This window comes from Ensifer sp. Root127, assembly GCF_001425225.1.
Lineage (GTDB): Bacteria > Pseudomonadota > Alphaproteobacteria > Rhizobiales > Rhizobiaceae > Ensifer > Ensifer canadensis.
On sequence record NZ_LMDX01000012.1, the window covers coordinates 495,638 to 510,276 of the forward strand.

Consider the following 14,639-nt stretch of genomic DNA (forward strand, 5'->3'; position numbering starts at 1 on the left):
CCTTTTGTTTCTTCAATGTCTCACTGCACGCATCTTACACCACGTGGCTTCAGTGTCGTAGCTGATCAGCTGCAGCCGCTGGTGGCGCCGCAGGTGTCGCACTTCTCGCAGGTGCCGTTGCGCACCATTGTGAAGTTCTGGCACTCGGAGCACATGTTGCCGGTGTAACCCTGCATGATCGAGCGGGCGCGGCGTTCGGCTTCGAGCTTCTTGGCGTCCGACTTGGCCGATGCCGCTTCTGCGGCCGCCTTGTCGGAGAACAGAGCCGTCACTTCCGTTACCGTCTCGACTGTTTCCTCGGGGATCTCTTCGGCAAGTTCGGCGGCGCGCTCTTCGTAGTCGCGCTTGAAGGCAACGATTTCAGAAGTTGCGATCGACGTTGTCTGTTCGATCTTGCGGACGGTGTTGCCGGCAATCGAGGTTACCGTTGCACTGGAGGAGGCGCGGGCAGGGGCTGCTGTCGCCGAACCCTTCGGCTCACTGGTGCGATCAGCCGTGCCGCCGACGATGGTCGGCTTGTAGCCGCGGGTCCAGCCGGTGGAGATCAGGTTCGTCTTGCCTTCCTGGATACCCTTGCCGAGCGCCGTGTTGCTGAAGTCGGACGTGTCGACATGGGCCAGATCGTGACGGCCGAGGTAGGACACGGCCAGTTCGCGGAAGACGTAGTCTAGGATCGACGTCGCGTTCTTGATCGCGTCGTTGCCCTGCACCATGCCGGCCGGCTCGAACTTGGTGAAGGTGAAGGCCTCCACATATTCTTCGAGCGGCACGCCATATTGTAGGCCGAGCGAGATGGCGATGGCGAAGTTGTTCATCATCGCCCGGAAGGCAGCGCCTTCCTTGTGCATGTCGATGAAGATCTCGCCGATGCGGCCATCGCCGAATTCGCCGGTGCGCAGGTAGACCTTGTGACCGCCGACGACAGCCTTCTGGGTGTAACCCTGGCGGCGGTTCGGCAGCTTTTCGCGGGCGCGGATCACCTTCTCGATGACGCGCTCGACGATCTTCTCCGTGATGGTCACGGCCTGGGCAGCGGCCGGCGCCTGGATCAGATCCTCCAGCGCATCCTCGTCATTCTCGTCTTCGATCAGCGAGGCATTGAGCGGCTGCGACAGCTTGGAACCATCGCGATAGAGCGCATTGGCCTTCAGCGCCAGCTTCCACGACAGCATGTAGGCGTTCTTGCAATCCTCGACGGTCGCCTCGTTCGGCATGTTGATCGTCTTGGAGATGGCGCCCGAGATGAACGGCTGGGCGGCAGCCATCATGCGGATGTGGCTTTCGACCGAGAGGTAACGCTTGCCGATCTTGCCGCAGGGGTTGGCGCAATCGAAGACAGGCAGGTGTTCGTTCTTGAGGAACGGCGCACCTTCGAGCGTCATCGCACCGCAGACGTGGATGTTGGCCGCTTCTATGTCCTTCTTCGAGAAGCCCATGTGCTCCAGGAGGTTGAAGTCCATCTGGGCGAGCTGCTCGTCGGTAACCTTCAGCGCACCCTTGAGGAAGTCCGCACCGAGCGTCCACTGGTTGAAGACGAACTTGATATCGAAGGCCGACTTCAGGGCAGCGTTGACGGCCTCGACCTTCTCATCGGTGAAGCCCTTGGCCTTCAGCGTCGAGGGGTTGATGGCAGGCGCCTGGTTGAGGTTGCCATGGCCGACGGCATAGGCCTCCATCTCGGCAAGCTGGCTCTCGGAGTAACCGAGCGAACGCAGAGCCTCGGGAACGGCGCGGTTGATGATCTTGAAGTAGCCGCCACCGGCGAGCTTCTTGAACTTCACCAGCGCGAAATCGGGCTCGATTCCAGTCGTGTCGCAGTCCATGACAAGACCGATCGTGCCGGTCGGCGCGATGACGGTTGCCTGGGCATTGCGGTAGCCGTGCTTCTCGCCGAGTTCCAGCGCCTTGTCCCAGGCGCTCATGGCGTGAATGACGAGGTCCTGGTCGGGGTTTTCGCCATGGATCAGCGCAACCGGGTTGACCGAGAGGCCTTCATAGCCCGTCGTCTCGCCGTAAGCGGCGCGGCGGTGGTTGCGGATGACGCGCAGCATGTTGTCGCGGTTCGGCGCGAAGCCCGGGAACGGACCGAGCTTGGCCGCCATTTCCGCCGACGTGGCGTAGGAAACGCCGGTCATGATCGCCGTCAACGCACCGGCAATGGCGCGGCCCTCGGTCGAGTCATAGGGAATGCCCGACGACATCAGAAGGCCGCCGATATTGGCATAGCCAAGGCCGAGCGTGCGGTATTCGTAGGACAGTTCGGCAATCTCGCGGGACGGGAACTGCGCCATCATCACCGAAACTTCGAGAACGACGGTCCACAGACGCACGGCGTGCTCGTAATCGGCGATGTTGATGCGCTTCGTCGCCGCGTCCTTGAACATCATCAGGTTCAGCGAGGCGAGGTTGCAGGCGGTGTCGTCGAGGAACATGTATTCCGAGCACGGGTTCGACGCGCGGATCGGACCGGCGGCGGGGCTGGTGTGCCAGTCGTTCATCGTCGTGTTGAAGTGCAGGCCCGGATCGGCCGACGCCCATGCGGCGTAGGAAATCGACTCCCAGAGGTCGCGTGCCTTCAGCGTCTTCATCACCCGGCCGTCCTTGCGGGCGGTCAGGTGCCAGTCGCCATCAGCTTCGACGGCGCGCAGGAAGTCGTCCTTGATCGAGACGGAGTTGTTCGAGTTCTGGCCCGAAACCGTGAGATAGGCTTCCGAATCCCAGTCGGTGTCGTAGGTCTTGAACTCAAGGTCCTTGTAACCCTGCTTGGCGAACTGGATGACGCGCTGGACGTAGTTTTCAGGCACCAGCGACTGCTTGGCAGCGCGGATCTCGCGCTTGAGCGCCGGGTTCTGCTTCGGGTCGTAGCAGGCGTCGTCCGTGCCGTCGCAGTTGACGCAGGCCTTCATGATCGCCTTCAGATGCTTGGCGACGACCTTCGAGCCGGTGACGAGCGCTGCAACCTTCTGCTCTTCCTTGACCTTCCAGTTGATGTATTCCTCGATATCCGGGTGATCGATATCGACAACGACCATCTTGGCGGCGCGACGGGTGGTGCCGCCCGACTTGATGGCGCCGGCTGCGCGGTCGCCGATCTTCAGGAAGGACATCAGGCCCGAGGACTTGCCGCCGCCCGAGAGCTTTTCGCCTTCGCTGCGCAGATGCGAGAAGTTGGAGCCGGTGCCGGAGCCATACTTGAACAGGCGCGCTTCACGCACCCACAGGTCCATGATGCCGCCCTCGTTGACGAGGTCGTCGGCAACCGACTGGATGAAGCAGGCGTGCGGCTGCGGGTGTTCGTAAGCCGACTTGGACTTGGTCAGCTTGCCGGTAAAGGGATCGACATAGAAGTGGCCCTGGCCGGGGCCGTCGATGCCATAGGCCCAATGCAGGCCGGTGTTGAACCATTGCGGGGAGTTCGGCGCAACGCGCTGGGTGGCGAGCATATAAGCAAGTTCGTCACGGAAGGCGGAGGCGTCTTCTTCGCTGGCGAAATAGCCGCCCTTCCAGCCCCAGTAGGCCCAGGTACCGGCCAGGCGATCGAAAACCTGACGGGCATCGGTTTCGGAACCGTACTGTTCGTCCTTCGGCAGCGCCTTCAGCGCATCCGTGTCGGGAACCGAGCGCCAGAGGAAGGAGGGGACATCATTCTCCTCGACGCGCTTCAGCTTCGCCGGCACGCCGGCCTTGCGGAAATACTTCTGGGCAAGGATATCGGCGGCAACCTGGCTGAACTGGGCCGGCACGTCGATATCGGCCAGACGGAACACGATCGAGCCGTCGGGATTCTTGATTTCACTCGTAGCCTTGCGGAATTCGATCTCCGCATAGGCGGATTGCCCAGCCTTGGTGAAACGACGTTCGATCAGCATTATCCCGTGTCCTTCGTGTTGCGAGCGCCCGCCACAGGCGCAAGTGTCCCCGCCCGACCGCGGAGGCATTCCGCAGCCAGTCTCAGCTTCCATCCATGAAGGGAAACCCAGATCTGGGTGACCCTGTATCTTGTGAGGTAGGCTGCCTGCAAACACTAAATATAGTATCAACAGCTTCTTTATGCCAGCCAAAAGTTGCTCAAGCGGGCCCGAAAAAGCGCACAGGATTCCTCACTGCGGCTCAAGCGGGGAACCCGCGTTTGCCGCATGTCAGAACCGACGATTTCGTGAAATGAACCGGGCTCAAAACAATCCGGTCCGCCGCCGTCGCAACGTGAAATCCATTAACCGTGAATCGTCCCAAGGCGTCAAGGGGTGGTTTGTGACGGAAGTTTGAGCGCTAGATGTTGTGTGGATCGGCTGTGGAAAACGGGGACAGCGGCCAATGCCTTGTAAATCAGGCACTTCGGCAGGTTGCCTGTGACACTGCCGCAGCGGCAGGCGAAAAATCAAACTTTTGAAGGGTAAAAAAGCACATAAATAGCATCCCCAGGGGCAACCGCGATTGCACAACCAACGCCGATGTGAGGGGCACTACAAATTGATTCGTTTTCAGGTTTTGGGGGTGAGCAATTAGGGTCGCGTGGAGAGGCGCGGGAAGGTCCCCCGCGCCTGAACTTGACATCAATCAACGCGCTTTTGCAGCTCACGCGCGCCATTCGGCGCGTTCACCTTGCCCTCGGTGATGAAGAAGGCAAAGACATCGCGCGGCTCCTTCTTTGCCTTGCGATCGGGCGCGTTCTTGGCGAGATCACCCGGCTCCCCGCCGGCGGCAAAGGTTTTCGCGCGATCCGCCCAGAGATCAAGCTTGTCGGCGGCATAGCAGGTCTTGATATCGTCGCTGCCCTTCTGCAGGCGCAGATAGACGAAATCGGCAGTGACATCGGCGATCATCGGATAGTCCGCATGTTCTGCCAGAACGATGGCCACCTTGTATTTTTCCAGCAGGTCGACGAACTCGGGCGCCTGGAACGTTGGATTGCGCACTTCGACGACGTGGCGCAGCGGCAGACCGTCCTGCTTTTCCGGCAAAAGTTTGAGGAAGCCTTCGAAATCTTCCGGCTCGAACTTCTTCGTCGGCGCGAACTGCCACAGGATCGGCCCGAGATGGGGTCCTAATTCTGTCAGCCCCTGCGTCAGGAATTTCTGCATGGATTCACCAGCTTCGGCCAGAACCTTGCGATTGGTGACGAAGCGGCTGGCCTTCAGCGAGAAGATGAAATCATCAGGGACTTCGGCTGCCCACCTGGCGAAAGTTTCCGGCTTCTGCGATGAATAATAGGTGCCGTTGACCTCGATCGCTCGCAACTCCTTGCCGGCAAATTCGAGCTGGCGCTTCTTCGACAGGCTGTCGGGATAAAACGTGCCCTCCCAAGGCTCGAAGGTCCAACCGCCGATACCAACGCGGATCTTTCCGGATTTCGTCATCCCATCCTCCTCATGGCGGCGAATTCAAGCCGCAACTAGTTTCGTTCGGACGCCATCTGCCCCGCGGGCTTGGCCATATCCACCAGCGTCCACCCTGGCCGATAGGGGTTCGGGCGGCGACCCGTTTCTTGAAAACCATAGGCACGATAAAGCGCGATGTTTCGCTCCATCCGCGCATTGGTATAGAGCCGCACGTCTGCCACGCCGCATTCCTCCGCCTGTGCATCAACAAACCGCAACAGCTCGCTCCCTAGCCCCTGACGCTGGAAGGAGGGCGCAACGGCAATGCTGAAGATCAAAAGATGATCCGCATGCCGTTCGAAAACGGCAATCGCAGAAACCGCATCGCCATCGTCACGGATCCAGACCTCTTCGCGGGCGATGCGAGGCACGTAATCTTCGGTAACCGGCAAAGGCAGTCCACCGAGCAGGTCGGTATAAGGCGCGTAGGCGGCAACGGTGATATCCCGCACGGCGGGCAGGTCATCTAGCGTCGCCGGCCGCATCATCGCGAAGCCGGCGACGGTGTCGCTCCGCCTATTGCCCGAGACGCTCACTCGGCCGCCTCAACCTTTTTCATCGGACGACGCTCCAAAAGCTCCTTCAGGAACTGGCCGGTATAGGAACGCGGCTCCTTGACGACATCCTCCGGCGTGCCCTTGGCGATGACTTCGCCGCCGCCGTCGCCACCTTCGGGACCGAAGTCGATGACCCAATCGGCCGTCTTGATCACCTCGAGATTGTGCTCGATGACCACGACCGAATTGCCCTGGTTGACGAGTTCATGCAGAACTTCAAGAAGCTTTGCCACATCGTGGAAATGCAAGCCGGTTGTCGGTTCGTCGAGAATATAGAGCGTGCGTCCGGTGGAGCGCTTCGACAGTTCCTTGGCGAGCTTGACGCGCTGGGCTTCGCCGCCCGAGAGCGTGTTTGCCTGCTGACCGACCTTGATATAGCCAAGCCCCACCTGGTTCAGCGTCACCAGCTTGTCGCGCACTGCGGGAACGGCAGCAAAGAACTCCACGCCTTCCTCGACGGTCATGTCGAGCACATCGGCGATCGACTTGCCCTTGAAATGCACGTCCAGCGTTTCGCGGTTGTAGCGCTTGCCGTGGCAGACGTCGCAGGTGACGTAGACATCCGGCAGGAAGTGCATCTCGATCTTGATGACGCCGTCGCCCTGGCAGGCTTCGCAGCGCCCACCCTTGACGTTGAACGAGAAGCGACCGGGCTGGTAACCGCGGGCCTTGGCTTCCGGCAAACCGGCAAACCAGTCGCGGATCGGGGTGAAGGCACCGGTGTAGGTCGCCGGGTTTGAGCGCGGCGTGCGGCCAATCGGCGACTGGTCGATGTCGATCACCTTGTCGATGTGCTCGAAGCCGTCGATGCGATCGTGTTCGGCCGGGTTTTCGCGCGCGCCCATGATACGGCGGGCGGCGGCCTTGTAGAGCGTCTCGATCAGGAAGGTGGACTTGCCGCCACCGGACACGCCCGTAACCGCGGTGAAAATGCCGAGCGGAATGGACGCCGTGACGTTCTTCAGGTTGTTGGCGCGTGCACCGACGACGGTGATTTCCTTTTTCTTTTTCGCCTTGCGGCGTTCGCTCGGGACGGCAACCGACAGTTCACCGGAGAGATACTTGCCGGTCAGCGACTTCGGATTGGACATCACGTCGGCAGGCGAACCCTGGGCGATGACCTCGCCGCCATGGATGCCGGCGGCCGGGCCGATGTCGACGACATAGTCGGCCGTCAGGATAGCGTCCTCGTCATGCTCGACGACGATGACCGTGTTGCCGATGTCGCGCAAATGGCGCAGCGTCTCGAGCAGGCGGGCGTTGTCGCGCTGGTGCAGGCCGATCGACGGTTCGTCGAGCACGTAGAGCACGCCCGTCAGACCAGAGCCGATCTGCGATGCCAAGCGAATACGCTGGCTTTCACCACCCGACAGCGTGCCGGAGTTGCGCGACAGGCTGAGATATTCGAGACCGACATCGTTGAGGAACCGCAGGCGGTCGCGGATCTCCTTGAGGATGCGAACGGCGATCTCGTTCTGCTTGGTGTTGAGATGTCCCGGCAATGCCTCGAACCAGTCCCGTGCGATGCGGATCGACATCTCGGTGACCTGGCCGATATGCAGCGTGTCGATCTTGACGGCGAGCGCCTCCGGCTTCAGGCGGAAGCCAGCGCAGGCCGGGCAGGGGGCAGCCGACATATAGCGCTCGATCTCCTCGCGCGCCCAGGCGCTGTCGGTTTCCTTCCAGCGGCGCTCGAGGTTGGGCACGATGCCTTCGAAATTCTTGGTGGTGTTGTAGGAGCGAGCGCCGTCTTCATAATGAAAGACGATCTTCTCTTCGGTGCCGTGCAGGATGGCTTTCTGCGCGTCGACGGACAGTTCGCTCCAGCGATTGCCGAGCTTGAATCCGAAAACCTTGCCGAGCGCTTCCAGCGTCTGGTTGTAATAGGGCGACGACGATTTGGCCCAAGGCGCGATCGCGCCATCACGCAGCGTCCTGTTATGCTCTGGTACGATCAGCGCCTCGTCGATCTTCTGCTGGCTGCCGAGGCCATCGCAGGTCGGGCAGGCACCGAAGGGATTGTTGAATGAGAACAGGCGCGGCTCGATCTCGGAAATCGTAAAGCCGGAGACCGGGCAGGCGAACTTTTCCGAAAACAGCACGCGCTCATGGGTTTCGTTGAGCGACTTGTTGGCCGAGCCACCGGCCGCGGTTTCTTCCGGCGGCAGCGGCTTGTCGGCGAATTCGGCAACGGCGAGACCGTCGGCCAGCGTCAGGCATGTTTCCAAGCTGTCAGCAAGCCGCGAGGCGAGATCGGGCCGCACGACGACACGGTCGACGACGACGTCGATGTCATGCTTGTACTTCTTGTCGAGGGCAGGAACCTCGGCGATCTCGTAGAAGGTGCCGTCGACCTTAACGCGCTGAAAGCCCTTCTTCATCAGTTCGGCGAGTTCCTTCTTGTACTCGCCCTTACGGCCGCGCACGAGCGGCGCAAGAATATAAAGACGCGTGCCTTCGCCGAAGGCGAGCACACGGTCGACCATCTGGCTGACTGTCTGGCTTTCGATCGGCAGGCCGGTCGCCGGCGAATAGGGCACACCGACGCGCGCAAACAGCAGGCGCATGTAGTCGTAGATCTCGGTCACGGTGCCGACCGTCGAGCGCGGGTTGCGCGAGGTCGTCTTCTGCTCGATCGAGATTGCCGGCGACAGGCCGTCGATCTGGTCGACATCCGGCTTCTGCATCATCTCGAGGAACTGGCGCGCATAGGCAGACAGGCTCTCAACGTAGCGACGCTGGCCTTCGGCATAGATCGTATCGAAGGCGAGCGACGACTTGCCGGAGCCGGAAAGCCCTGTCATCACGATCAGCTTGTTGCGCGGCAGATCGAGATCGATGCCCTTGAGATTGTGCTCGCGCGCGCCACGAATGGAGATGGTCTTGAGTTCGCTCATCGGAAGCCAGCTTTTGCATGTCGGTTGAAAGCCCCCTATGTAATGACGCTAACGCCCATGTCGAGGCGCAATCGGCAAAACTGGTGGCCATTTCGATTCGGTTGACAGGATCATAGGGAAATATTAGAACAAAGAAAGAACAAACAACACGCAAATCGACTAAATCTGTTGTGGATTATGTACGATGCGGGGCGTATCCGCGGCAGCGGACCGCTAAGATACGCGTTCTTGAAATTCGAAAGCCGTGCCGGCGGCGCGGCAAAACCACGGGAAAAGCAATATGGCTGGTAGCGTCAACAAGGTGATCTTGGTCGGAAACGTCGGGGCGGACCCGGAAATCCGGCGCACGCAGGACGGCCGGCCGATCGCCAACCTGCGCATTGCCACATCGGAAACCTGGCGTGACCGCAACAGCGGCGAGCGCAAGGAAAAGACCGAATGGCACACCGTCGTCGTCTTCAACGAAGGCCTGTGCAAGGTCGTCGAGCAATACGTCAAGAAGGGCGCGAAGCTCTATATCGAAGGCGCGCTGCAGACCCGCAAATGGCAGGACCAGACGGGCAATGATCGTTACTCGACCGAAATCGTGCTGCAGGGCTTCAACTCGACGCTGACCATGCTTGATGGTCGCGGCGAGGGCGGCGGCTCCGGCGCCGGCCGTGGCGGCTCCAGCGATTTCGGTGGCGGCGCTGGCGGCGGCTACGACGACTACGATCAGCAGCCGCGCCAGTCCTCCGGCGGCGGTCGCTCCGGCGGCGGCCAGGGTGGTCAGGGCAGCCAGAGTGGCGGCAACTTCTCGCGCGATCTCGACGACGACATCCCGTTCTGAGCCACGCGAACACGGCGATTTTCAGTTGCGGACGCCCTTTGGTGAGCAGACTGGAACGGCACGGGCCTTTAATGGCAATATCGTGACATTGAAAAAGGGCCGGGAAACCGGCCCTTTTTGCGTTCGAATGAACGTTTCTGTCGGTTGGAGCATTTCCAGGAAAAGTGCGAAGCGGTTTTCCGTCCGGAAGTGCGTATGACCAGGAGACGGGACGCTTCCGCAACTCTATCCAAAGCGGAAGCGCTCAAACGTCCCGATGGCCTCAGACCGCCATTGCCGATTTCACGCCGTCGACGACGAACTGGACTGCAAGTGCCGCCAGGATGACCCCAAGCAGGCGCGTGAGGATTGCCCGGCCGGTGACGCCGAGAAAACGGTCGATGCGTTCGGCGATGACAAGCGCCAGGAAAAGACTGACCATCGACAGCGCGATGACGATCAACAGCTGCGTGCGCTCGACCGCCGTCGGGAACGAGCCGGCAAGCAGGATCGTCGCGGAGATCGCGCCCGGCCCGGCAATCAGCGGCAGGGCAAGCGGGAACACCGCGATATTGTGGATGTGGTCCTTGGTGGTGGCGTTTTCGCCGGTCTTTTCCTTTCGCTCCTGACGCTTCTCGAAGATCATCTCGAAGGAAATCCAGAACAGCAGCAGACCGCCGGCGATGCGGAAGGCACCGATGGATATGCCGAGCAGGCCGAGAATGCCGTTACCGAAGACGGCGAAGGCGGCAAGGATGAAGAAGGCGATCAGCGAGCCGCGTGTGGCGACCTGAAAGCGTTCCTGCCGGCTGAGGCCGACGGTGAGGCTCAGGAAGATCGGGGCGAGCCCCGGCGGATCGAGCGTGACGAGCAGGGTGGTGAGTGCGTTGACCAGGAGGTCGACATTGAACATCCGTTTCCCCTTCCGGATTGTCGCGTGCGTGCGCGCGCGCCCCGAGTTTTCCCGGTGGCAGATCGGCATTGTTAGGCAAGCGGAGGGGGCTTGGGAAGGGGTCGGTGGCCAAAGCTTGAGCAATAGCTTAATGAGGATGTGACGGAACCTTCTCACAGCCGTTCAGGCCGGGCAGCCGACTTTGTCGCCAGCACTTCCGATTTCCGCTGCAATGCCCTAGAAAAGCCTGTTCCGACGGCAAAAGACTGTTCACAACCACGGGCCAAAATTGGCGCTTCCAGGCGCATTCGGCTATAAATATCCGACTGATTCTGAACAAAGATCGTGATCACAATTGACTGAGCAAAGCACTCCCGGCGGCGGAAAGACTCCGCCAGGCATCGAGCCGATTTCCATCATCGAGGAAATGCAGCGGTCCTATCTCGATTACGCCATGAGCGTCATCGTCAGCCGCGCGCTTCCAGACGTGCGTGACGGCCTGAAACCCGTTCATCGCCGCATCCTCTACGGGATGAGCGAACTCGGCATCGACTGGAACAAGAAGTACGTCAAATGCGCCCGTGTCACCGGGGACGTGATGGGCAAATACCACCCGCACGGCAATTCGGCGATCTACGATGCGCTGGCACGTATGGCCCAGGATTGGTCGCTGCGGCTGCCGCTGATCGACGGCCAGGGCAACTTCGGCTCGGTCGACGGCGACCCGCCGGCGGCAGAACGCTACACCGAGTGCCGCCTGCAGAAGGCAGCGCACTCGCTGCTCGACGACCTCGACAAGGAAACGGTCGATTTCCGCGACAACTACGACGGCACGATGAGCGAGCCGGTGGTGGTGCCCGCGAAGTTCCCGAACCTGCTCGTCAACGGCGCCGGCGGCATCGCGGTCGGCATGGCGACCAACATTCCGCCGCACAACCTCGTCGAAGTCATCAACGGCTGTATGGCGCTGATCGACAACCCGGCGATCGAATTGCCGGAGCTGATGGAAATCATCCCGGGGCCGGACTTCCCGACCGGTGCGCTCATCCTCGGCCGCTCGGGTATCCGCTCGGCCTACGAGACCGGCCGCGGTTCGGTCATCATGCGCGGTCGTGCCCATATCGAACCGATGCGCGGTGACCGCGAGCAGATCATCATCACCGAGATTCCCTTCCAGGTGAACAAGGCGACGATGATCGAGAAGATGGCCGAACTGGTGCGCGATAAGCGCATCGAAGGCATCTCGGATCTGCGCGACGAATCGGACCGTCAGGGCTACCGCGTCGTCGTCGAACTCAAGCGCGACGCCAATGCCGACGTCATCCTGAACCAGCTTTACCGTTACACGCCGCTGCAGTCGTCTTTCGGCTGCAACATGGTGGCGCTCAACGGCGGCAAGCCGGAGCAGATGACGCTGCTCGACATGCTGCGCGCCTTCGTCTCGTTCCGCGAGGAAGTCGTTAGCCGGAGAACGAAGTACCTGCTGCGCAAGGCGCGCGACCGTGCGCATGTCCTGGTCGGTCTCGCCATCGCGGTTGCCAACATCGACGAAGTGATCAAGCTGATCCGGCATGCGCCCGATCCGCAGACCGCGCGCGAACAGTTGATGGAGCGCCGTTGGCCGGCGCATGACGTCGACAGCCTCATCCGGCTGATCGACGACCCGCGTCACCGGATCAACGAAGACAATACCTACAACCTGTCGGAAGAGCAGGCGCGCGCCATTCTCGACCTGCGCCTGCAGCGCCTGACTGCGCTTGGTCGTGACGAAATCGGCGACGAACTCAACAAGATCGGCGAGGAAATCAAGGATTACCTCGATATCCTGTCGTCGCGTCTCCGCATCATGACCATCGTCAAGGACGAACTCACCGCCGTTCGCGAGGAGTTCGGCACGCCGCGTCGCAGCGAGATCGCCGAAGGCGGTCCCGACATGGACGACGAGGACCTGATCGCCCGCGAAGACATGGTCGTGACCGTCTCGCATCTCGGCTACATCAAGCGCGTGCCGCTGACCACCTATCGCGCGCAGCGCCGCGGCGGCAAGGGCCGCTCCGGCATGGCAACCAGGGACGAGGATTTCGTTACCCGGCTATTTGTTGCCAACACTCATACGCCGGTTCTGTTCTTCTCCTCCCGTGGCATCGTCTACAAGGAGAAGGTCTGGCGCCTGCCTATCGGCACGCCGCAATCGCGCGGCAAGGCACTGATCAACATGCTGCCGCTTGAACCCGGCGAACGCATCACGACGATCATGCCGCTGCCCGAGGACGAAACGACGTGGGAAAACCTCGACGTCATGTTCTCGACGACGCGCGGCACGGTGCGCCGTAACAAACTGTCCGACTTCGTCCAGGTCAACCGCAACGGCAAGATCGCGATGAAACTGGAGGAGGATGGCGACGAGATCCTCTCGGTCGACACCTGCACCGAGCATGACGACGTCATGCTGACGACGGCGCTCGGCCAGTGCATTCGCTTCCCGGTCGACGACGTGCGCGTTTTTGCCGGCCGCAACTCGATCGGCGTCCGCGGCATCAACCTTGGTGACGGCGACCGCATCATCTCGATGGCGATCCTCGGCCATGTGGATGCTGAGCCATGGGAACGGGCGGCCTACCTGAAGCGCGCAGCCGCCGAGCGGCGCACGAACGGCGAGGAAGAAGAAATCGCTCTGGTCGGCGAGGAAGTCACCGAAGGTGGCGAACTCACCAACGAGCGCTACGAAGAGCTGAAGGCGCGCGAACAGTTCGTTCTGACGGTTTCGGAGAAGGGCTTTGGCAAACGTTCGTCGTCCTACGATTTCCGCACCTCGGGTCGTGGCGGCAAGGGCATCCGCGCCACCGACACCTCGAAGACGACGGAGATCGGCGTACTCGTCGCGGCCTTCCCAATCGAAGACAACGATCAGATCATGCTCGTTTCCGATGGCGGCCAGTTGATCCGCGTGCCGATCAATGGCGTCCGGCTTGCCAGCCGCGCCACCAAGGGCGTGACGATCTTCTCGACGGCCAAGGACGAAAAGGTCGTCTCGGTCGAGCGCATCAGCGAACCGGAAGGTGACGAAGAAGGCGAGGACCTGGTGGCAGCCGAAAACGGCGCACCGGAAACGCCGGAAGCCGAAGCCTGATAGGCGGCTCCAACCGACTGAAAAGCCCGCCGATCGGCGGGCTTTTTTATTGGGCAGCCATGATTTCCGGCGGGCGAATGTAGGTTCTCAGGCCCTTGGCCAGCGCATCGAAGACCACCCGGCAACGCGGCGCCGCCTTCAGGTTTTCGTGCATGACGAGCCATGTCTCGAGCTTCATTACGAACCCGTCTGCCAGTACCGGGAGAATATCGGGGTCGCGGGCAGCAAGCGCATTCTGACAGATACCGATGCCGAAACCGGCGCGAATGGCGGCAAGCTGCGCGAGGTTGCTGTCTGCCTTCAGCGCAAAGCGCACGTCCGGCAGGCCGGGTGTGCGGGCGATGATTGCCCGGATCGCCGCCGTCTCGCGGTCATAGCCGATCAGGCTGTGGCGGCTCAGATCGGCAAGCGTGGCCGGGGTGCCGCGCCGGTCGAGGTATCGCCGGTGGGCGTGAAAACCGAGCGGCACCGCGCCGATATGAAGCGCCACCAGCGCATCCTGACTGGGCACCGCCATGCGCACGGCGATGTCCGCCTCCTGCCGCAGGATGTCCTCGATCGCATCGGAAGCCGACAGCTCGATGGTCAGATCCGGATATTGCACATGCAGCTCGGCAAGGATCGGCGGCAACACCTCGATACCGATCACTTCGCTGGCACTGATGCGCACCGTTCCGCTGACCGTATCCTGCTGGCCGGAGGCAGCGCGAAGCAGGGCCGCTGATGTTGCTGCGAGCGCTTCGGCATAGGGTTGAAGCGCGCGGGCGGCATCGGTCGGCAACAGTCCCTGCGGCGAGCGAGTGAAGAGCGGAAAGCCGAGCATCTCCTCCATTGCATCGACATGGCGCCCGACCGTCGGTTGCGTCAGGCCGAGCTCGCGCGCCGCCGCCGACAGCGAGCCTTCTTTCAGCACCTTCAGGAAAGTCCGGTAGTAGTCCCAGCTCGGCTCGATCTTGCTCATACATAAAAGTATAGCA

General features: G+C 61.4%; 8 protein-coding genes. 2 read left to right on the forward strand and 6 right to left on the reverse strand.

What is annotated here, in order from left to right; genetic code table 11:
• Positions 1-65: 65 nt before the first annotated feature.
• The 4 genes from ASD03_RS16945 to uvrA all read right to left on the reverse strand — a co-directional run bounded on the left by ASD03_RS16945 (position 66) and on the right by uvrA (position 8,832).
• Positions 66-3,869 (reverse strand): vitamin B12-dependent ribonucleotide reductase, encoded by a 3,804-nt coding sequence (locus tag ASD03_RS16945; RefSeq protein WP_057208619.1) that lies wholly within the window; start codon positions 3,867-3,869, stop codon positions 66-68.
• Positions 3,870-4,553: 684 nt separating this feature from the next.
• Positions 4,554-5,357 (reverse strand): DUF72 domain-containing protein, encoded by an 804-nt coding sequence (locus ASD03_RS16950; RefSeq protein ID WP_025427102.1) that lies wholly within the window; start codon positions 5,355-5,357, stop codon positions 4,554-4,556.
• A 35-nt stretch (positions 5,358-5,392) separates the two neighbouring features.
• Positions 5,393-5,866: a GNAT family N-acetyltransferase gene (locus tag ASD03_RS16955; protein WP_057208748.1), complete on the reverse strand. Its 474-nt coding sequence runs from the start codon at positions 5,864-5,866 to the stop codon at positions 5,393-5,395.
• A 44-nt stretch (positions 5,867-5,910) separates the two neighbouring features.
• The gene (uvrA, locus tag ASD03_RS16960) at positions 5,911-8,832 is read right to left on the reverse strand and encodes an excinuclease ABC subunit UvrA (RefSeq protein WP_025427100.1); all 2,922 of its coding nucleotides are present in this window, start codon (positions 8,830-8,832) and stop codon (positions 5,911-5,913) included.
• Between the two features lie 280 nt (positions 8,833-9,112).
• On the opposite strand from uvrA, the gene ASD03_RS16965 reads away from it, so the two are divergent.
• A complete protein-coding gene (locus ASD03_RS16965) occupies positions 9,113-9,661 on the forward strand; it encodes a single-stranded DNA-binding protein (RefSeq protein WP_025427099.1) in 549 nt (182 codons plus the stop codon).
• A 262-nt stretch (positions 9,662-9,923) separates the two neighbouring features.
• Here the strand turns inward: ASD03_RS16965 and ASD03_RS16970 are convergent, their stop codons facing one another.
• Complete coding sequence (locus tag ASD03_RS16970; protein WP_025427098.1) at positions 9,924-10,553, reverse strand: MarC family protein; 630 nt, start codon at positions 10,551-10,553, stop codon at positions 9,924-9,926.
• A gap of 334 nt (positions 10,554-10,887) precedes the next feature.
• Between ASD03_RS16970 and gyrA the strand changes: the two genes are divergently transcribed.
• Complete coding sequence (gyrA, locus tag ASD03_RS16975; RefSeq protein WP_025427097.1) at positions 10,888-13,662, forward strand: DNA gyrase subunit A; 2,775 nt, start codon at positions 10,888-10,890, stop codon at positions 13,660-13,662.
• 46 nt (positions 13,663-13,708) lie between these two features.
• Here the strand turns inward: gyrA and ASD03_RS16980 are convergent, their stop codons facing one another.
• Entirely contained in the window at positions 13,709-14,623 is a 915-nt protein-coding gene (locus tag ASD03_RS16980; protein WP_025427096.1) for a LysR family transcriptional regulator, read from the reverse strand.
• Positions 14,624-14,639 lie beyond the last annotated feature (16 nt).

Excerpts from the sequence above, each read along its gene's own strand:
- ASD03_RS16950 (WP_025427102.1), bottom strand. The coding sequence starts at position 5,357 with ATGACGAAATCCGGAAAGATCCGCGTTGGTATCGGCGGTTGGACCTTC.
- ASD03_RS16980 (WP_025427096.1), bottom strand. The coding sequence starts at position 14,623 with ATGAGCAAGATCGAGCCGAGCTGGGACTACTACCGGACTTTCCTGAAG.
- uvrA (WP_025427100.1), bottom strand. The coding sequence starts at position 8,832 with ATGAGCGAACTCAAGACCATCTCCATTCGTGGCGCGCGCGAGCACAAT.
- ASD03_RS16945 (WP_057208619.1), bottom strand. The coding sequence starts at position 3,869 with ATGCTGATCGAACGTCGTTTCACCAAGGCTGGGCAATCCGCCTATGCG.
- ASD03_RS16970 (WP_025427098.1), bottom strand. The coding sequence starts at position 10,553 with ATGTTCAATGTCGACCTCCTGGTCAACGCACTCACCACCCTGCTCGTC.
- ASD03_RS16965 (WP_025427099.1), top strand. The coding sequence starts at position 9,113 with ATGGCTGGTAGCGTCAACAAGGTGATCTTGGTCGGAAACGTCGGGGCG.
- ASD03_RS16955 (WP_057208748.1), bottom strand. The coding sequence starts at position 5,866 with ATGATGCGGCCGGCGACGCTAGATGACCTGCCCGCCGTGCGGGATATC.